The sequence below is a fragment of the Castellaniella denitrificans genome, assembly GCF_027214045.1.
Classification (GTDB): Bacteria; Pseudomonadota; Gammaproteobacteria; order Burkholderiales; family Burkholderiaceae_B; genus Castellaniella; species Castellaniella denitrificans_A.
Window position 1 is genome coordinate 253,326 of the sequence record NZ_JAPWHE010000001.1, and the last position, 18,541, is coordinate 271,866.

13 protein-coding genes are annotated in these 18,541 nt (G+C 70.6%); 10 read left to right on the forward strand and 3 right to left on the reverse strand.

Features of this window, described 5'->3' with window-relative positions; genetic code table 11:
- Positions 1-3: 3 nt before the first annotated feature.
- Entirely contained in the window at positions 4-2,427 is a 2,424-nt protein-coding gene (locus O4H32_RS01280; RefSeq protein WP_269355960.1) for a 3-hydroxyacyl-CoA dehydrogenase/enoyl-CoA hydratase family protein, read from the reverse strand.
- Positions 2,428-2,534: 107 nt separating this feature from the next.
- On the opposite strand from O4H32_RS01280, the gene O4H32_RS01285 reads away from it, so the two are divergent.
- Complete coding sequence (locus tag O4H32_RS01285) at positions 2,535-3,254, forward strand: hypothetical protein (RefSeq protein WP_269355962.1); 720 nt, start codon at positions 2,535-2,537, stop codon at positions 3,252-3,254.
- Positions 3,255-3,274: 20 nt separating this feature from the next.
- On the opposite strand, the gene O4H32_RS01290 is transcribed toward O4H32_RS01285, so the two are convergent.
- Together O4H32_RS01290 and O4H32_RS01295 are read right to left on the reverse strand one after the other, a co-directional pair.
- Positions 3,275-5,560 carry a TonB-dependent siderophore receptor gene (locus tag O4H32_RS01290; protein ID WP_269355964.1) on the reverse strand — a complete coding sequence of 762 codons (2,286 nt, stop codon included), beginning with the start codon at positions 5,558-5,560 and terminating at the stop codon, positions 3,275-3,277.
- A 151-nt stretch (positions 5,561-5,711) separates the two neighbouring features.
- Positions 5,712-6,587, reverse strand: coding sequence for an alpha/beta hydrolase (locus tag O4H32_RS01295; RefSeq protein ID WP_269355965.1), 876 nt, complete (start codon positions 6,585-6,587; stop codon positions 5,712-5,714).
- A 111-nt stretch (positions 6,588-6,698) separates the two neighbouring features.
- Here O4H32_RS01295 and O4H32_RS01300 point away from each other — a divergent pair, with 111 nt between their 5' ends.
- The 9 genes from O4H32_RS01300 (at position 6,699) to O4H32_RS01340 (ending at position 18,541) form a co-directional block, all read left to right on the forward strand.
- Positions 6,699-7,754, forward strand: a complete 1,056-nt coding sequence (locus O4H32_RS01300; protein ID WP_269355966.1) for a FecCD family ABC transporter permease — start codon at positions 6,699-6,701, stop codon at positions 7,752-7,754.
- A 2-nt stretch (positions 7,755-7,756) separates the two neighbouring features.
- Positions 7,757-8,554: an ABC transporter ATP-binding protein gene (locus tag O4H32_RS01305; RefSeq protein ID WP_269355968.1), complete on the forward strand. Its 798-nt coding sequence runs from the start codon at positions 7,757-7,759 to the stop codon at positions 8,552-8,554.
- Entirely contained in the window at positions 8,551-9,711 is a 1,161-nt protein-coding gene (locus tag O4H32_RS01310) for an ABC transporter substrate-binding protein (protein ID WP_269355970.1), read from the forward strand. Before O4H32_RS01305 ends, O4H32_RS01310 begins: the two co-directional genes overlap by 4 nt.
- On the forward strand, positions 9,708-10,559 hold the full coding sequence (locus tag O4H32_RS01315; RefSeq protein WP_269355971.1) for an alpha/beta hydrolase: 852 nt from the start codon (positions 9,708-9,710) through the stop codon (positions 10,557-10,559). The genes O4H32_RS01310 and O4H32_RS01315 overlap by 4 nt, the downstream gene beginning before the upstream one ends.
- Positions 10,560-10,587: 28 nt before the next feature.
- Positions 10,588-11,358 carry a 4'-phosphopantetheinyl transferase family protein gene (locus tag O4H32_RS01320; RefSeq protein WP_269355972.1) on the forward strand — a complete coding sequence of 257 codons (771 nt, stop codon included), beginning with the start codon at positions 10,588-10,590 and terminating at the stop codon, positions 11,356-11,358.
- Between the two features lie 88 nt (positions 11,359-11,446).
- Positions 11,447-13,159, forward strand: coding sequence for a (2,3-dihydroxybenzoyl)adenylate synthase (locus O4H32_RS01325; RefSeq protein ID WP_269355974.1), 1,713 nt, complete (start codon positions 11,447-11,449; stop codon positions 13,157-13,159).
- A 38-nt stretch (positions 13,160-13,197) separates the two neighbouring features.
- Entirely contained in the window at positions 13,198-13,440 is a 243-nt protein-coding gene (locus O4H32_RS01330) for a phosphopantetheine-binding protein (protein ID WP_269355976.1), read from the forward strand.
- Complete coding sequence (locus tag O4H32_RS01335; RefSeq protein ID WP_269355978.1) at positions 13,437-17,423, forward strand: amino acid adenylation domain-containing protein; 3,987 nt, start codon at positions 13,437-13,439, stop codon at positions 17,421-17,423. The genes O4H32_RS01330 and O4H32_RS01335 overlap by 4 nt, the downstream gene beginning before the upstream one ends.
- A complete protein-coding gene (locus O4H32_RS01340) occupies positions 17,420-18,541 on the forward strand; it encodes a YncE family protein (protein ID WP_269355980.1) in 1,122 nt (373 codons plus the stop codon). Before O4H32_RS01335 ends, O4H32_RS01340 begins: the two co-directional genes overlap by 4 nt.

Consider the following 18,541-nt stretch of genomic DNA (forward strand, 5'->3'; position numbering starts at 1 on the left):
TCCTCAGTTGCGGACGGGCTTGCCGGTTTGCAGGAGACCGGCAATGCGCTCTTGTGTCTTGGGGTTGGCGAGCAGGCCCAGGAAGGCCTCGCGCTCCAGCCGCAGCATCCAGGCTTCGTCGACCAGGCTGCCCGGATCGACGTCGCCGCCGCAGATGGCCGTGGCGACCTGTTCGGCGATGTGGAAGTCGTAGTCAGAGATGTAGCCGCCCACGCGCATGTTCACCAGTTGCGCCTTCAAGGTGGCGATGGCGTCGCGGCCGGCCACGGGGAAGCGCGCGGCCAGCGGCGGACGCCAGCCCTGTTCGGCCAGGTTGGCGGCTTCGCGCACGGCCACGTACAGCAGTTCGTGGCGGTTCATGACGATGGGGTCGGAATCGCGCAGATAACCGATCTGGCGTGCCTCCAGGGCGGATTTGGACACGCGCGCGGTGGCCACGGCCAGGACGAAGTCCTTGACGTAGGCCAGCAGCGGCGCGTCCGGCGCGGACTGCGCCTGGATCTCGGCCGCGCGGCGGGCGCTGAACGTGATGCCGCCGGCGCCCGGCACCAGGCCGATGCCGACTTCCACCAGGCCGATGTAGCTTTCCAGGTGGGCGACGCGGCGCGCGCAGTGCACGGACAGTTCGCAACCGCCGCCCAGCGCCAGGCCGGCCACGGCCGCGACCACGGGCACCTGGGCGTAGCGCAGGCGCATGACCATGTCCTGCATTTCCCTCTGGATCGGCTCGACGGCCTTGACGCCGCCGGACATGAAGGCCGGCAGCATGGCCTTCAGGTCGGCGCCCGCGGAAAACGGATCGTCCAGCTGAGCGACGACCAGGGCCTTGTAGTTCCGTTCGGCCAGGTCCACGGCGTGGACCACGCCGCGCACCACGTCCGGGCTGAGGGTGTGCATCTTGGTCTTGAACGACACCAGCAGCACATCCTGGGGATGCGGGGCGGGCAGCGTCCAGCACAGCACGGCGTCGTCCTCGTGGACGATGTTCGGTTGCAGGGCCGGGCCTTCGCCGACCAGGCGCGGGGCGCCGATCTGGCGCCGGTAGACGGGCAGCGCGCTGCGCGGCACGTAGGCGTTCGCGGCCGGGCTGAAGGAGCCTTCCGGCGTGTGCACGGCCTGCGTGTCCCAGACGGTACCGCTGGTGGCCCAGGCGGGCAGCGGCGCATCCGACAGGGTCTTGCCGGCGGCGATGTCCTCATTGATCCATTCGGCGACCTGGCGCCAGCCGGCGGCCTGCCAGATCTCGAAGGGGCCGAAGCTGTGGCCGAAGCCCCACTTCATGGCCTGGTCCAGTTCGCGCGCGCTGTCGGCGATGTCGCCCAGGTGCACGGCGCTGTAATGGAAGGTGTCGCGCAGCACGGCCCAGAGGAACTGCGCCTGGGGATGCGCGGAGTCGTGCAGCGCCTTCAGGCGTTTGGCGGGATCGCGCTCCTTCAGGATGTCTTTGACTTCGTCGTCGGCTTTTTCGCCGGAGGGCACGTACTGGCCCGCGGCGGGGTCCAGGCGCAGGATCTGCTTGCCTTCCTTCTTGAAGAAGCCGGCCTTGGTTTTCTGGCCCAGGGCGCCTTTTTCGATCAGGGCGGCCAGCACGGGCGGCACACCGAAATGCGCGCGGAAGGGATCGTCGGGCAACTGGTTGCGCATCGTGTCGATGACGTGCGCCAGCGTGTCCAGGCCGACCACGTCGGCGGTGCGATAGGTGCCGGACTTGGCCCGGCCCAGGCGGGTGCCGGTCAGGTCGTCGACCAGTTCGTAGGGCAGGCCGAAGGCCTGAGTGTGGTGGAAGACCGACAGGATGCCGAACACGCCGATGCGGTTGCCGATGAAGTTCGGCGTGTCCTTGGCGCGCACTACGCCCTTGCCCAGTTGCGACACCAGGAAGGTTTCCAGGTGGTCCAGCAGGGCCGGCTCGGTGGCGGCGGTGGGGATCAGCTCGACCAGCGGCATGTAGCGCGGCGGGTTGAAGAAGTGCACGCCGCAGAAGCGATGGCGCAGGGTCTCGGGCAGCGCTTCGGACAGGGACGTGATGGACAGGCCCGAGGTGTTGCTGGCGACGATGGCGTGCGGGTTCAGGGCTGGCGCCAGCTTGTGGTACAGGTCGCGCTTCCAGTCCAGGCGTTCGGCGATGGCCTCGATGACGACGTCGCAATCGGCCAGCAGCGCCAGGTCCTCGTCGTAGTTGGCCGGCGTGATCAGGTCGGCCAGGGCGCCGACGCCCAGGGGCGCGGGGTTGAGCTTTTTCAATTGGGCGATGGCGCGCTGGACGATGCCGTTCTTGCCGCCCTGGCCGTCGTCCTTGGCCAGATCGAACAGCACGACCGGCACGCCGGCGTTGACGCAGTGGGCGGCGATCTGCGCGCCCATGACCCCGGCGCCGCACACCGCCACGCGGCGGATGAACAGGGGGGCGGACTGGCTGGTTTGCATGATATTGTGTCCTCGCTGGTTTTAATGAGTTGCCCGATTTTTCGATTGTCGCTGATTTGTGCCGAAAATTCAAACGATCGTTTGAATTCGAAAACGTCCCTTTCACCATGGCTCGATTGCCCCGTCTCTACGCTCCTCGCATTCCCCAATTGGTCGAGGCGCGCTTCGCGCGTCCGCTGGCGCCGGCGGACAGCCCTGCCCCGGCGGCGGCGCTGGACCGGATCCGCAACTGGCTGGCGGAGGAGATCGGGCGCGCGGCGGCGGGCGAACCCGGTGCCGTGGCCCTGCACGGCTGGGCCGTCCTGCCGGACCGCATCACGCTGCTGGCCACGCCGGGGGACGAGGCCGCGCTGTCGCGTCTGATGCAGGCGTTGGGACGGCGCATGGGCTCGGGCCTGATGCGCACCCGGGTCTACGCGGGCCGCTATCGCAATGCCCTGCTGGAGCCGGGGCGCTGGGTGCTTCCGGCCATGATCTGGCTGGAATCGCTGCCCGTCTCGACCGGCCAGGTCGGCGCGGCAACGCAATGGCCCTGGTCGTCGGCGGCGGAACATGCGGGGCTGGGCCTGGGGAGCGCGGCGGGCGCCCGCCCGGTCCTGACCGATCACCCCGACTACTGGCGCGAAGGCGACACGCCCTTCGCCCGCCAGGCCGTCTGGCGCAACCGCCTGGCCGCCGGCCTGGGCGAATCGCAGAGCCGGCCGATCGAGGCGGCGCTCTCGGGGCAATGGGCGCTGGGGGAAAGGATCTTCCTGGCGCACCTGGGGCGCCTGGCGTCCCGGCGCGTCAGCCCGGCACCGCGCGGGCGGCCGAGAAAGGCGGGTTAGGGGTCGCAGCGGCGGATCGATCAGAACGAGCTGGTCACTTCCATGAAGAAGGTGCGGCCCGGCTGGTTGTAGGTGTAGGCGCCCGCGCCGTGGATATAGTTCGCCGTGGTCAGGTTCACGCCGATGGCGTTGCCCGCGCGGAAGATGCGCTTGTCGAACACGTTGTCCACGCCCGCCGTCACGCGCAGATGCTTGTTGACCTTGTATTGCGTGCTCAGGCCGAACAGGGCGTAGGGCGGGATCTTGTCGGCGGCGCTGCCTGTCAGCGGCTGGCCGTAGTAGTCGTACTTCGGTCCTTCCTGTTCGCCATAGACGGTGGCCTTGGCGCGCAGCGACCAGGCCGGCGTCGCCTGCCAGTCCAGGATGCTGTTGATCGTGTACTCGGGAATGGTGGACAGGTGTTCGCCGGTTTCCTTGTTCTTCGATTCGATCATGTAGGTGAAATTGGTCGACCACAGCCAGTCCCGCGATAAAGGCCAGGTCAGATTGCCTTCGATGCCCTGAACGACGGCGCGGGGAATGTTTTCCCACTGGAAGACGTTCTGGGTCTTGCCGCCGGCCACGAAGGACGACACGGGAGAACGCCCGGCCTCGATCTTGTCACGGTAGTCGTTGTGGAAATAGGTCAGGCTGGCGCCCAGGCCGTCCGGGCCGCGGAATTCGATCCCCAGTTCCTTGTTGAGGCTGGTTTCCGCCTTCAGGTCCGGGTTGCCCATCAGAAAGCAGCCGTTGCCGCCGCCCGGCGGGTTGCCCCAGCAGCCGTTGCCCGCGCTGTAGAGCGCATAGCCGGCATTGCTCTGATACAGGTTGGGCGCCTTGTAGGCCCGGGCGATGCCGGCCTTGACCGTCCATTGGTCGTTGACCATGTAGGACAGGTTCAGCGAAGGGCTCCAGTTGTTGCCCTGGAGGCTGTGATGATCGAAGCGCAGGCCCGGGGTCACGGTCCAGTGATCGCCAATGTACAGATTGTCCTCGGCGAACACCGAGTAGATGTTCGCATGCGCCTTGGGCTGATAGGCGACCAGGGGCGCCGGCACCTGCGCCTGGATGTTGCGTTTCTTCAGGTCGGAGGAATAGTCCTCCAGATCCTGACGCACCCACTCCAGGCCGAAGGTGCCCATCTGGTCGATGCCGCCCCAGTTCAGGCGACGGCTCAGCTCGGTATGGGCCGTCAGCGTGCGCAGGTTGATGTCGCCATAGCCGCCGTCATCGACCTTGGGATTGGTCGGGTCATTGAACGCGCCTTCGGTGCCTCCGGCCAGGCCTTCCAGCAAGCGGGTGTTGCGCGTCTGCTCGTACTGCAGGTAGCCGAGGGTGTGGGTGTCGGCGTTCCAGTCGCCCTGGTGGGTGATGGAATAGGTCTGCCGATAGACACGGTTGGTCTCGCCGCCCAGTTCGCGCTTCACCATGTCGTTGGTATTGGTGTTCTGCGTGTCGCCGACGTAGAGGTTGCCCTGGCGTCCGTAGCCGGCCTCGAAGTCGATCGTGTGGCCGGCGGCGGGTTTCCAGCTCAGTACGCCGTTGACGTCACGGTTCTTGAAGCCCTCGCGGCCGGCGGGGAACGTGCCCTGGTTGCTGCCGCCGCGCGCCGACTCATGCCCCTGGTTGATATCGTACGCATCCCCTTGGAAATTCGCCGCGCCGCCCCACAGGCGGAAATCCAGGCTGTCGGAGACCGGGCCGGCCAGGCTGAAGGTGGTACGGGAGGTCGAACCTTCGTCGCTGTGCTCGGGCGCGTTCGCGTACAGCGACACGGAACCGGTCAGCCTGTCCGAGGCGGGCTTGGTGATGATGTTGACCACCCCGCCGGCCGCGCCGTTGCCGTAGCGCGCGGCGGCGGGGCCGCGCAGGACTTCGATGCGTTCGATCTGCTCGGGCGGCACCCAGTTGGTGTCGCCGCGCGTGTCGCGTTCGCCGCGCCAGCCGAAGCGCACCGACCCGCGCGAGGATACGGGTTTGCCATCGATCAGGATCAGGGTGTTTTCCGGGCCCATGCCGCGGATGTCGATCTGGCGGTTGTTGCCGCGCTGGCCGCTGGAGGAGTTGCCGGTCAGGTTCACGCCCGGCATGGTGCGGATGATCTCCGACACGTCGGTGGCGGGTGGGGATTTCCGGATGTCCTCGGCCGTGATGGTGGATGCGCCCGGCGTTTGCTTGAGTGCCTGCTCAGCCTTGACGACGACGCGGTCGAGCTGGGCGACACCGCCCGACGATTGCGCGTCCGCCGTGGTGGCGGCCAGGCCCAGGGCAATGAACAGGCCGATCGGCGTCAGGACGGCACGGCCCTGGACCTGGGAGACGGACATACGGTTTCCTTGGGTTACGGTTGGATTTGAAAAATCCTTGTAAATATAAACGATAATCGTTTCTATTTACAAACCGAGGAATCCAAGGATCCACCTCCCTCTGGCTTTGTTTCCCGCAGCCGGGCCCACACCCCGTCCGCGTCGCGCCGGACTAGGCCAGCAGCCAGCGCCAGCCCGGCATCAGCGCCGCCAGCGGCGCGGTCCGGTGGGTATGCCCCGGCAGCACGGCGGCGTCCAGACGCAGGTCGGGGCACCGCACCAGTTCCCCGGCCAGTTCCCGCATGCCATCCACCATGGCGCGCGATCGGCGCACGGCCAGGAGACGGGCGCGCCGCGCCTCGTCGAGGCCGAGGCCACATTCCTCGGGCGCCAGGCCCTGCTCGTATTCCCCCACGGTCAGCCGGACGCCGAGCGCCGGCACCCCACGGGCGCACAGCCACGGCCGGCGGCGGCGCAGCAGACGGCCGGCATAGCGGCCGCCCCACCAGACGGAAGGGCTGGACAGCACGTAGCCGTCGAAAGCGCACGGCCGGTGGGTCAGGACATACAGGGCGAACAGGGCGCCCAGGGAGTGGCCGCACAGGATCTGGCGCCGCGGGTCCAGGCGCCAGTCGCCGGCGATCCGCGCACGCACGCGATCCAGGACGCGCAGCCAGCGGGCGGCGCCCGATCGCAGACCGGGCGGGACTTCACCGGCGTCATCGGCTCCGCGCCCGTCCGCCCACCTCACCGCTTGCAAGCGGTTCGGATTCGTCTGGCACGGAGCAGTCCGCAGGGACTGCCCCATGTCCGGACTCATCCCCGCCGGCACGTAGTCCCAGCGGCGGTCCTCGGGCACGCCCGGCTCCAGGCCCACCAGCAGACCGGGCAGGCCGCCGGGATCGGCGCGCATCATGTCGAACTGCTTGAGATCCAGCACATAGGCCACGGACCAGCCGTGCGCCGGCATGAGGCCGGGCGGCACGACGACGCGCACGGCGCACGAGCGGCCGTCCTCCAGGATCTGATCGAAGGCAGGCGGGATCATGTTCCACTATACTGGCGAAGTCGTAAACAGTTCTCATTCTATACACTCGCTCATCCACCACACCAGGTTCCGCGCCCGCCGCCCCACGCTGCGGACCGCCGCCTTTTCCTCATGGACGCCACGCTGACGAATTCCGCCCCGGTTCTGATGGACTACCGGCGCATGCTGCGCCGCCGCTGGCTGCTGGTCGCGCTGCTGTCGGTCGTCATCCTGGCCTCGATCCTGGCGGACTTCATGCTGGGGCCGTCCGGGCTGGGCTGGCCGGACCTGAGCCACGCGCTGTTCCATCCCGGGCAGGCCGATCCGACCACCCGCGTCATCGTCTGGGACATCCGCCTGCCCTACGCCCTGATGGCGGTGGCGGTGGGCCTGTCCCTGGGCCTGGCGGGCGGAGAAATGCAGACCATCCTGAACAATCCGCTGGCCAGCCCCTTCACGCTGGGCATTTCTTCGGCAGCCGCGTTCGGCGCATCGCTGGCCATCGTGCTGGACCTGTCGTTGCCGGGCGTTCCGCCATCCTGGACGATCGCCGCCAATGCCTTCGTCTTCGCGCTGATCTCGGCGCTGCTGCTGGACGCGGTGGCGCGCTGGGGCTCGATGAGCACGTCCGGGCTGGTGCTGTTCGGCATCGCGCTGGTGTTCTCCTTCAACGCGGCGGTGTCCCTGGTGCAGTTCGTCGCCAGCGCCGAGGCGCTGCAGGGCCTGGTATTCTGGACCATGGGCAGCCTGGCGCGCTCGTCCTGGCCCAAAGTCGGCATCCTGCTGCTGGTCTTCGCCGTGCTGCTGCCGCTGTCGCTGCGCGACACCTGGAAGCTGACGGCGCTGCGCCTGGGCGAGGACCGCGCCGCGAGCTTCGGCATCGACGTGCCGCGCCTGCGGTTGACGGCGCTGGTGCGCATCAGCGTGCTGGCCGCGCTGGCCGTGTCCTTCGTCGGCACCATCGGTTTCGTCGGGCTGATCGCCCCGCACATCGCGCGCCGCCTGTTCGGCGAGGATCACCGCTTCTACCTGCCGGGCAGCGCCCTGGTGGGCGGCACGATCCTGTCGCTGGCCTCGATCGCCTCCAAGAACATCGTGCCGGGCATCATCGTGCCGGTGGGCATCGTCACCTCGCTGGTCGGGGTGCCGTTTTTCCTGGCGGTCGTGCTGCGCCGCCAAATCAAATAACCATGCTGCAGATCCAGGACCTGTCGGTCGCCTATGGCCGCCGCCCCATCATCCGCGAGCTGACCGCCGGGCCGCTGCTGCCCGGCCGGGTGGTGTCTCTGCTGGGCCCCAACGGCAGCGGCAAGTCCACACTGCTCAAGGCTCTGGCCGGCCTGCTGAAGGTCACGAGCGGCCAGGTGGTACTGGACGGCCAGGACCTGACCAGGCTGTCGTTCGAACGCCGCGCGCAGCGCGTGGTCTACCTGCCGCAGTCCCTGCCGGCGGCCGTGCACCTGCGGGTCTTCGAGTCCGTGATGGTGGCCGCGCGCGCCTCGGACCTGGACCCGCATGCCCAGGACGCGAGCCCCGAGCGCATCCTGGACGTGCTCGGGCGCCTGGGCATCGAGCACCTGGCCATGCACTACCTGGACCAGCTGTCCGGCGGCCAGAAGCAACTGGTGGGGCTGGCCCAGGCACTGATCCGCACGCCGCGCCTGCTGCTGCTGGACGAACCCTTGTCGGCCCTGGACCTGAACTACCAGTGTCACGTGATGGATCTGCTGACCCAGGAGACCCGCGAACACGGCCTGACCACGCTGATCGTGCTGCACGACCTGAACATCGCCCTGCAGCGCAGCGACGAGGCCTTGCTGATCCGCGAAGGCGCACTGGTCGGCCACGGCCGGCCGGACCAGGTCGTCACGGCCGAGTCCCTGGCCGACGTCTACCAGGTCGACGCCCGGGTGGAGACCTGCTCGCGCGGGCTGTCCCACGTGCTGATCGACGGATTGCGCGCACCGGCCTCATCGGCGGTTTCATGAAAAAACGGACCCTGTCCCGCTTCCTGGATTTCCTGCGCGTCCTGCCGCTGATCCTGGCCTGCCTGGCCGGCGCCGCGAAGGCCGCCCCCATCCAGGTCACCGACATCCTGGGCCGCCAGGTCACGCTGCCCGGCCCCGCGCACCGCGTGGTGCTGGCGCAGGCCCGGCATTTCCAGGCGCTGTCCCTGCTGGCGCCGGACCCGGCCGCCCTGCTGGCGGGCTGGTCCGACGAACTGCGGACCTCGTTCGCGCCGGACTACCAGGCCGCCCTGAAGCGCTTTCCCGCCCTGGCGCAGGTGCCGGTCGTGGGGCGCCACACACCGGATTCGTTTTCGGTGGAACGCACGCTGGCCCTGCGGCCCGACCTGGTGGTGATGACCGCCTCGTTCGCCGGCCTGGCGCCCGGCCAGCCAGCCGGCGACTCGCCGCTGGTGGGCCGCCTGGAAGCCGCCGGCGTGCCGGTGATCGTGATTGATTTCTTTCTGCGGCCCATGGAAAACACCGTGCCCAGCCTGCGCGCCCTGGGCCAGGCCATCGGCCAGCCGGCGCGCGCCGAGGCCTTCATCGACTTCTACCAGCGACACATGCGCGCCGTCGCCGAACGGCTGGCCGGCCTGCCCTCCGACCGGCGTCCGCCGGTCTTCGTCCATGCCCATGCGGGCAGCACGGACTGCTGCAGTTCGCCGGGCACGGGCACTTTCAACGACATGGTGGCCTATGCGGGCGGCCACAACATCGGCGCCGACGTGCTCAAGGCGGCCACGGGCAAGCTGAATTTCGAGTACATCAACGCGCGCGCCCCCCAGGTCTACATCGCCACGGGCACCGGCTCGCGCAAAGGCACGGGCCTGGCGATCGGCGCCGGGGTCGCCGAGGCCGAGGCGCGCGACAGCCTGGCCGGCCTGATCGCATCCAACCGCCTCGGCGCGCTGCCGGCGGTGCGCTCGGGCAATAGCCACGGCATCTGGCACGCTTTCAACGATTCGCCGCTGCACGTGGTGTTCATCGAGGCCCTGGCCCGCTGGATACACCCGCAACGCTACGCCGACGTGGACCCGGCCGCGACGCTGCGCGAGATCAACGAACGGTTCCTGGCCGTCCCGCTGGAAGGCACTTATCTGGTGGACTTGACGTCCGGGTCCGGGCTCCCGCAATGAGTCTGCGGGAAACCACGCTCGCGGCACGCACCCCGGAGGCGCGCCGTCTGCGCCTGCATGTCCCGGACGGCATGCCGCCCGACAACGGCTGGCCGCTGCTGATCCTGCTGGACGGGGACTGGGTCTGGCCCCTGGATGCGCCACCCGGAGACAGCGCGGCCTGCGCCGTGCTGATCCCCGGTCACGGCGACATGCGCGGCCCTTTCATACCTCTGCCGGGCGGCCGGACCGGATCACACCCGGCCACCTCGCGGACGCTGGCGCGGCGCGCGCTGGATTTCACGCCGCCGGCGCCGGACGGTGGCCGCTGGCCCGATCCGCGCCGGCCCGAATGGCGGTGCGGCGGCGCGGACTCGTTCCTGGACGCGCTGCGGGGCCCGATGCTGGCCTGGGCGGACGCCCAGGCGCCCCTGGACCCGGCCCGCCAGAGCCTGTACGGCCATTCCTACGGCGGCCTGTGTGCGCTCTACGCGCTGGCCCGCCACCCCGGACGATTCGCCCGCACGATCTGCGCCAGCCCCTCGCTCTGGTGGCGCGACGGCAGGATCGAGTCCTTGCTCGACACCCTGCCGCGCACGCTGCCGCCCGACACAAACACCGCCGGCGCCTCGCCCCGGCTGACGCTCATGGCCGGCCCGGATGAGCGCTGGCATGCCCGGCCGCTCGACCTCGCGCATCCACGCCGCCACGACGATGGCATCCCCACCCTGCCCCGGCTGGAGGCGCTGCGCCGCCGGCTGTCGGACATTCCCTGGCTGGACTGCGACCTGGAGCTTCTCGATGGCATCCAGCACGGCGACGCGCTGCGAGCCGGCGCACAGCGCGCGTTGACGATCGCCGCCGCCTGAAGGCCCGCCCGCCGCCCGCGCCGACGCCATGCCCGCACCGAACGACCCCGCGCCCTACGGGCTGATTCTGTCCCGTGGACTGCCGGATGCGGCCGGTGTCTTGCGCTTGCGGCGGGATCTGCCCGAGTCCGAATGGCGTTGGATCACCCGCTTGCGGCGCCACGAAGACCGCCTGCGCAGCCTGGTCGGTCGCGCCCTGGTCCGCCGATTGCTGGGCCGGTGCCTGGGTCTGGCACCCGACGCGATCCCTCTGGTCGCGGAGCCGCGCGGCAAGCCGGTACTCGCGGCCGGCGATCCCGACGCGCCGTCCGGATCGCGGCACATCGGGCACTTCAATATCGCGCACAGCGGCGGCCTCGTCCTGGTCGGCGTCGGCCCCGGGCCGCTGGGCGTAGACGTGGAGCATTGCCCGGAACGGGTGGATGCGGACTTGTGGCGGCAGGTCACCGGCCTGCCGCTGCCAGCCCCTCGCGGGTCAGTCGCCGCGCCCGATCCCCGGATGTTCTGCGCCCAGTGGGTCCGCCGCGAGGCCGTCCTCAAGGCTTGCGGGCTGGGACTGGCGGCCGAGCCGGGGGCATTGCGGCTGGCGGACACTGCGGACGGGGAATGGACGATGGTCTCTGGCAGGCCCGAGGTCGAAGGCTTGTGGGTGCGTCTGCTGCGGTCGTCTCCGACACACTGTGCCGCTCTGTGCCTGCGGGCAACGGCGTCCCCCCCGGACGACTGGCCGCTGAAGACACTGGCACTGTCCGACTGGCTCGACGACCTGGGCGACGGGGGCACCGCCCTGGAAAGCTGACCGCGCGCCGCGACGAAGGACTGGCTTCCGCATGTTCATAGATTATAATCATTCTCATTATCATGCTCAGTTTGTTATTGCCTGAACCATGACCACGGCACCCACCGTCCCCGCCTCTACCGAACCACCTCACCCCGTCCAGTCCTGGCCCGACGCATTCGCCGCCCGCTATCGTGCGGCCGGCCATTGGCGCGGCGAGACCTTCGGCGCCTGGCTGCGCGAACGCGCCGAGACCCACCCGGACCGCCTGGCCGTGATCGGCGGCGACCAGCGCTGGACCTACGCCGAACTGGACCAACGCGCCAGCGCCCTGGCGGCCGGGTTCCTGAATGCCGGCCTGCGACAGGGCGACCGCGTGCTGGTGCATATGCCCAACATGCCCGATTTCATCGCCGTGGCGATGGGACTGTTCCGCGCCGGCCTAATCCCGGTCTACGCCCTGCCCGCGCACCGCATCACGGAAATCGGGCACTTCGCCCGGGGTTCGGGCGCGCGCGCCTACGTGGCCGCCGCCGCGCATGCCGGCTTCGATTACACGATGCTGGCGCGCGCACTCCAGGAACACCAGCCGCGCGTCGAACATGTCTGGATCGCCGAACCCGACGCCCCGTCCGGCGCATCCGCCGGATCGGCGCCGGCCGATCCGTTCCCGCGCCTGGCCGCGCTCTACGACATGGGCGCCGCCGTCCCGGCCAGCGTTTCGCGAGGTTCGGATGTGGCCTTTCTACAGATTTCCGGCGGCAGCACGGGGCTGTCCAAACTGATCCCGCGCACGCACGACGACTACATCTACACCCTGCGCGAATCCGCCCGCATCTGCGGGCTGGATGCGGACGCCGTGTTCCTGGGCGCGCTGCCGATCGCGCACAACTTCCCGATGAGTTCTCCCGGCTTCCTGGGCACGCTGTACGCGGGCGGCCGCGTGGTGCTCGCCCCCTCGCCCGACCCGGAATCGTGCTTCGCCCTGGTCGAACGCGAACGCGTCACGGTCACCAGCCTGGTGCCGCCGTTGCTGCTGCAATGGCTGGACCGCGCGCCCGCCTCGGGACGCGACCTGGGCAGCCTGCGCGCCATCCAGGTAGGCGGCGCCAAGCTCTCGGCCGAGATCGCCCGCCGCGTACGCCCGACGCTGGGCGCCACGCTGCAGCAGGTCTTCGGCATGGCCGAGGGGCTGGTGAACTACACCCGCCTGGACGATCCTGACGAACTGATCATCCACACCCAGGGCCGTCCCATCAGCCCGGACGACGAGATCCTGATCCTCGACGACGAGGGCCGGCCGGTCGAACCAGGCCAGGCGGGCCACCTGCTGACGCGCGGCCCTTACACGATCCGCGCCTATCACGACAATCCGTCGGCCAACGCGCGCGCCTTCACCGACGACGGCTACTACCGCACCGGCGACGTAGTGCGCATGACGCCCGAGGGTTACCTGGAGGTCCAGGGCCGCGCGGGCGACCACATCAACCGCGCCGGGGAAAAAATCTCGGCCGAGGAAATCGAGGACCACCTGCTGTCGCATCCCCGGGTCTTCGACGCCGCCGTGGTGTCGGTGCCCGACGAATTCCTGGGCGAGCGCAGTTGCGCTTTCGTCATCCCCAAGGGCGCGCGCCCGCGCCCGGCCGAACTGAAACGCTGGATCCGCGCGCGCGGCATCGCCGACTTCAAGATCCCCGACCAGATCCTGTTCGTGGACGCATTCGCGTCCACCGCCGCCCTGAAGGTCAGCCGCAAGACCCTGCGCGCCCAGTTGCGCGCCCGGCTGCTGGAACAGGAACCGCAGGCAGGCGCCACGCATTGATCGCAGCGCACGACCCTTCATCGATACGAAGCACCGACATGAGCACCCTCAGCCTCGAATCCATGCGCGCCGACATCGCGCGCATGCTGCACGAATCGCCCGAAGACATCCTGGACGACGACAACCTGATGGACCTGGGCCTGGATTCCATGCGCCTGATGAAGCTCGCCGCGCAATGGCGCGAAGCCGGCGCGCGGCTGGAATTCTCCGATCTCGCCGCCGATGCCACGCTGGCGCACTGGTGGGCGGTCGCGACGCGTGGCCAGGCGGGCGCCGCGTGAACGGATTCGCTGATCCGGCCTGGGCGCCGCTGACCGAGGCCCAGGAGGGCCTGTGGTATGCCCAGCGCCTGGACCCGGCCAATCCGATCTTCAATCCGGCGCACCGCACCACGCTGCGCGGGCCTCTGGATGTGCCGCGCTTCGAGCGGGCCGTGAACCAGGCGCTGTCCGAGGCCGAGTCCCTGTCCCTGCGCTTCGAGGACCGCCCCGACGGCCCGGCGCAGCGCCTCGATCCCGCGCGCGCGCCGCGCCTGGACATCCGCGACCTGCGCCACCTGCCGGAAACGCGAGCGCACGGACAGGCGAACGACTGGATCCGGGCAGACCTGCGGCGCCCGGTCGATCCCGTGCGCGATCCCCTGTCGCGCCAGGTCCTGTTCCTGTGCGGCCCGGCCCTGGCGCTCTGGTACCAGCGCGTGCACCATCTGGCCGCCGACGGCTACGGCATGGCCTTGATCGAAAGCCGCGCCATCGGCCTGTACCGGGCGCTGAAAGAGGGCACCGCCGACCGGGAGCCGCCGCTGGCGCCGCTGGCGCCCGTCTGGGAAGAAGATCGCGCCTGGCGCGCCGATCCGAAGCGCGCGCAGGCCCGCGAGCGCTGGCTGGCCCAATGCGCGGGCCACGTGCCCGCCGCCAGCCTGGCCGCCGGATCGGCCCTGAGCGCCCACGACTGCCTGCGCATGGAGCGCGACGCGCCCGCCGCACTGGTCGAGTCGCTGCGGGCCCTGGAAGCCGCCACCGAGGTCGGCTGGCCCGATATGCTCACCGCCCTGGGCGCCGCCTACGTGGCGCGCCACCTGGGACCGTCCGCATGCGTGACGGGCGTGCCCGTCATGGGCCGCCTGGGCAGCAGGAGCGCCCGGGCCGTGGCGACCATCATGAACGTGCTGCCCTGGGCCTGGTCCCCGGACGAGGACGCCCCGCTGGCCGACGCGCTGCGGAACGCCGCCCGGTCGCTGCGCGACCTGAGACGCCACAGCCGCTACCGTGCCGAGCACCTGCGCCGCGACCTGGCGCTGCCGGGCGGTCTGCCGCGGCTGCACGGACCGATCCTGAACGTCCTGCCCTTCGACGCGCCCTACGAGGCCGCCGGCCTGGACGCCTCGCAGACCGTGCTGTGCACCGGACCGGTCGAGGACCTGACCCTCGGTTTCCGGGCGGCGCCCGACGGCGGCGGCCTGCGCCTCGAAATCGAGGCCAATCCCGCCCAGTACACCGAGGCGCAGGCCCAGGCCCACCTGCGGCGCCTGGAAGCCTTTCTGATGGCCGCCCTGGCCGCGCCCCGCCTGGCCGACGTCCCCACCCTGACGGCGGACGAGTACGAACGCTGGGCGCTGGCGCCCAACCGCACCGAACACCCCGTACCCGCCGGTACGCTCTGGGCGCGCATCCACGACCGGCTGCGCACCGAGCCCGGCCATATCGGCCTGGAGGACGACGCCGGCGCCTGGACCTATGCCGACATCGACGCCTGGACGGCGCGAGCGGCCAGGCGCCTGCGCGCGCTGGGCGCGGGCCCCGGCGCCCTGGTGGCCGTGGCCCTGCCGCGCTCGGCGCGGCGCGTGCTGTGCCTGCTGGCGATCCTGCGCAGCGGCGCAGCCTACCTGCCGCTGGATCCGCGCCAGCCGGCCGCGCGCCTGCGCGGCATCCTGGACGATGCCCGCGCCCGCGTCCTGATCGGCCCCGCCGATCTGTGCGAAGGCCTGGGCGGACGGGCGCTGGCGGCGGACATGCTGGGCGGCCCGGCGGCGACGGACGAAGCGGATGACACGCCCCACGCCGACGCCAGTCCCGAGGATCCCGCCTACGTGATCTACACCTCGGGCTCCACCGGCGCGCCCAAGGGCGTGATCGTGCCCCACGCGGCCATCGTCAACCGGCTGGAATGGATGCGTGCGCACTATGCCATCGGGCCGGCGGACCGCATCCTGCAGAAAACCCCGGCGACCTTCGATGTGTCCGTCTGGGAATTGTTCCTGCCCTTCCTGAGCGGCGCCCGCCTGGTGGTCGCCCCGCCCGACGCGCACCGCGACCCGGCCTGGCTGTGCCGCCTGGTGCGCGAACGTCGCATCACCGTGCTGCATTTCGTGCCGTCCATGCTGGCCGCCGTGCTGGACGAGCCCGCCGCGAGCGGCCTGGAGGCCCGACTGGTGTTCTGCAGCGGCGAGGCCCTGCCCGCCGCCCTGCGCGACCGCTTCCACCGCACGATCCGGGCGGAACTGCACAATCTGTACGGCCCGACCGAGGCCGCCGTGGACGTGTCGTACTGGCCGGCCGGCGCGGATGACCACAGCCGGCCCGTCCCCATCGGCCGGCCGGTCTGGAACACCCGGCTGCACGTGCTGGATGAACGGCTGCGTCCCGTCCCGCCCGGCACGCCCGGCCAGCTGTACCTGGGCGGTCGCCAACTGGCGAGCGGCTACCTGGGCCGGCCCGATCTGACGGCCGAGCGCTTTGTCCAGGCCCCGGCGGACCTGCCGGACGACCGCCTGTACGCCACCGGCGACCTGGCCACGCGCCGCGAGGACGGCGCCGTGGTTTATCTGGGCCGGCTGGACCATCAGGTCAAGCTGCGCGGCCAGCGCATCGAACTGGGCGAGATCGAAGCCGTGCTGGCCGCCCACCCGGACGTCGCCCAGGCGGCCGTCCTGGCCCGCGAGGACCGGCCCGGCCAGACGCTGCTGGCGGCCTACGTGGTGCCCGGGCCTGGCCGACGCTTCGATCATGACGCCCTGGCGGCCCATGCAGCCGACCGGCTACCGGACTACATGGTGCCCACCGCCTGGGTATCGTTGGCAACACTGCCCGTCACGGTCAACGGCAAGCTCGACCGCAAGGCGCTGCCCGCCCCCGACCTGCACGGCCAGGACGCGTCCCGCCCCCCCCGCGGCGCCGTCGAGCGCCGGGTGGCCGAAGCCTTCCGCGCCGTGCTGGGGCTGCCGGACCTGCCGGGCGCGGACGACGATTTCTTCTCCCTGGGCGGGCATTCGCTGCTGGCGGCGCGCCTGGCCCTGGCGCTGCGCGACAAACGCGATGTGTCGCTGGGCACGGTCTTCCAATACCCCACCGTGGCGCGCCTGGCCGCCCACCTGGAAGACGAGGGCGCGCGCACGGCCGGCGCCGCACAGGCCGGTTTCGGCCCCGTCGTCACCCTGCGCGAGGCCGCCGGCCGGCCGGCGCTGTTTTGCATCCACCCGGCCGGCGGCCTTTCCTGGTGCTATGGCGCCCTGGCACGCGCCCTGCCCACGCCCCGCACGGTCCATGGCCTGCAGGCGTCCGCCCTGGCCCTGGACGGGCAGCCACCCGCCACCAGCCTGGACGCCCTGGCACGCGCCTACGCCGATCGGGTGCTTTCGCTCCAGGCCGAAGGCCCCTACCATCTGGCGGGTTGGTCCGTAGGCGGCATCCTGGCGCAGGCCGTGGCCGCCGAACTCCAGGTGCGCGGCCGCGCCGTGGGCGTCGTCGCCCTGCTGGACGCCTATCCCTGCGAAGCCTGGCGCAACCGCCCGGAACCCGCCGCCGAAGATCTGTACAAAGCGCTGCTGCACATCGCCGGCGCCGACCCGGACGCCCTGCCGCCGGAACGCCTGAGCCGCGGCGGCGTCATCGAATTCCTGCGCGCCCAGGGCCACCCGCTGGGCGAACTGTCCGACGCGCGGCTGGACGCGGTCTTCGAGACCGTCAGCCACACCAACCGCCTGGTGCGCGGCCACCGGCATGCGCGCTACGACGGCCCGGCACTGCATTTCCAGGCCGCCCTGGAGCACGCCGATTCCGGACTGGACCCGAGCCTGTGGCAACCGCACATCGGCACGCTGGCCTGTCACACCGTGCACAGCACCCACGCCGGCCTGCCGGGCGCCGCCGCGACGGCCCGGATCGCCCCCGTGCTGGACGCCCGCTTGCGGGCGGCCGACCGCGCGGCATGCGCAGCCGCCCAATCCCCCTTTCAACCCTATCGGTCATACGAGGAACCCGCATGAACACACCCATCATCTCCCAACCGGCGCTGCGGCGCGGCGCCCGCATGCTGCTGGCCGGCGCCGCCCTGGCCCTGGCCGCCGGCTGCGCGGCCACAAGTCCGGACGCGCGTCGATCCGTGTCTCCGGTGGCCGCCGCGCCGGTCTGGTCCGTCGCGGCGCAATCCGTCGACCTGCCCGCGGGCGTCTACCAGGGCGCCTACAGCGAGCGAGCGCTGCGCCTCTATGCGACCTCGGCCATCGGCCGTCCGCCGGTGAAGGCATCGCGCCTGCTCGCCATCGATCCGGCCAGCCTGCGCGTCGTCGCCTCCGTCGTTCCGGCCCCTCAGGCCAGCCGCGCGGACGGCCAGGTGCAGGCCGTCTACGGCTTGACGGTGGACGACGCGCGCAGTCAGATCTGGACCACGAACACCCGCAGCGGCTCGGTCGCCGTCTACCGGGAAGCCGACCTGTCCCTGGTCAGGCAGTTCCCCGACAATGTGACGCCGCACGCGCGCGACGTCCTGGTCGACGCCTCGCATCACCGCGCCTATGTCTCCTCGCCCGCCTCCAACGTCATCCACGTGTTCGACAGTGCCACGCTGCAGCCGCTGCCCGGCATCACGCTGACCGGCGCGGGCGAGGCGCCCAAGCCCATGAGCCTGGCGCTGGACGCCGACCACCAGCGTCTGTACACCGTCAGCCTGAACACGGCCGAAGTCTTCGCGATCGACACGGCCACCGGCCGCCAGGTCGCGCGCCACACGGTGCCTGGTGTCCAGGGCGCCTCCGGCATCGCCGTCGACAGCCAGACGCAACAGATCTACGTCGCGGCCCAGAAATCGGGCGATCTGACGGTGCTGGACGCCCGGAACGGCCAGGTCCTGCGGCACCTGGCGACCGGGGCCGGCGCACTGAACGTCGCCTTCGATCCGGTCCACCGCCTTGCCTACGTCGCCAACCGAGGCGCGGGCACCGTCACCGTCGTGGACGAACACGGCACGATCCAGGCCCAGGTCGACACCGGATCCGCCCCGAACCACATCGCACTGGACCCAAGGGGCAACGCCTGGGTGATGGTGAAGAAGAGCAAGGACGACCCGCGTGGCGACCGCCTGGTGCGCATCGAGGCCCGCCGCTGA

What these genes read in the sequence shown, in the direction of transcription:
- O4H32_RS01280 (WP_269355960.1), bottom strand. Translation starts at nt 2,427, where the DNA reads ATGCAAACCAGCCAGTCCGCCCCCCTGTTCATCCGCCGCGTGGCGGTG.
- O4H32_RS01285 (WP_269355962.1), top strand. Translation starts at nt 2,535, where the DNA reads ATGGCTCGATTGCCCCGTCTCTACGCTCCTCGCATTCCCCAATTGGTC.
- O4H32_RS01290 (WP_269355964.1), bottom strand. Translation starts at nt 5,560, where the DNA reads ATGTCCGTCTCCCAGGTCCAGGGCCGTGCCGTCCTGACGCCGATCGGC.
- O4H32_RS01295 (WP_269355965.1), bottom strand. Translation starts at nt 6,587, where the DNA reads ATGATCCCGCCTGCCTTCGATCAGATCCTGGAGGACGGCCGCTCGTGC.
- O4H32_RS01300 (WP_269355966.1), top strand. Translation starts at nt 6,699, where the DNA reads ATGGACGCCACGCTGACGAATTCCGCCCCGGTTCTGATGGACTACCGG.
- O4H32_RS01305 (WP_269355968.1), top strand. Translation starts at nt 7,757, where the DNA reads ATGCTGCAGATCCAGGACCTGTCGGTCGCCTATGGCCGCCGCCCCATC.
- O4H32_RS01310 (WP_269355970.1), top strand. Translation starts at nt 8,551, where the DNA reads ATGAAAAAACGGACCCTGTCCCGCTTCCTGGATTTCCTGCGCGTCCTG.
- O4H32_RS01315 (WP_269355971.1), top strand. Translation starts at nt 9,708, where the DNA reads ATGAGTCTGCGGGAAACCACGCTCGCGGCACGCACCCCGGAGGCGCGC.
- O4H32_RS01320 (WP_269355972.1), top strand. Translation starts at nt 10,588, where the DNA reads ATGCCCGCACCGAACGACCCCGCGCCCTACGGGCTGATTCTGTCCCGT.
- O4H32_RS01325 (WP_269355974.1), top strand. Translation starts at nt 11,447, where the DNA reads ATGACCACGGCACCCACCGTCCCCGCCTCTACCGAACCACCTCACCCC.
- O4H32_RS01330 (WP_269355976.1), top strand. Translation starts at nt 13,198, where the DNA reads ATGAGCACCCTCAGCCTCGAATCCATGCGCGCCGACATCGCGCGCATG.
- O4H32_RS01340 (WP_269355980.1), top strand. Translation starts at nt 17,420, where the DNA reads ATGAACACACCCATCATCTCCCAACCGGCGCTGCGGCGCGGCGCCCGC.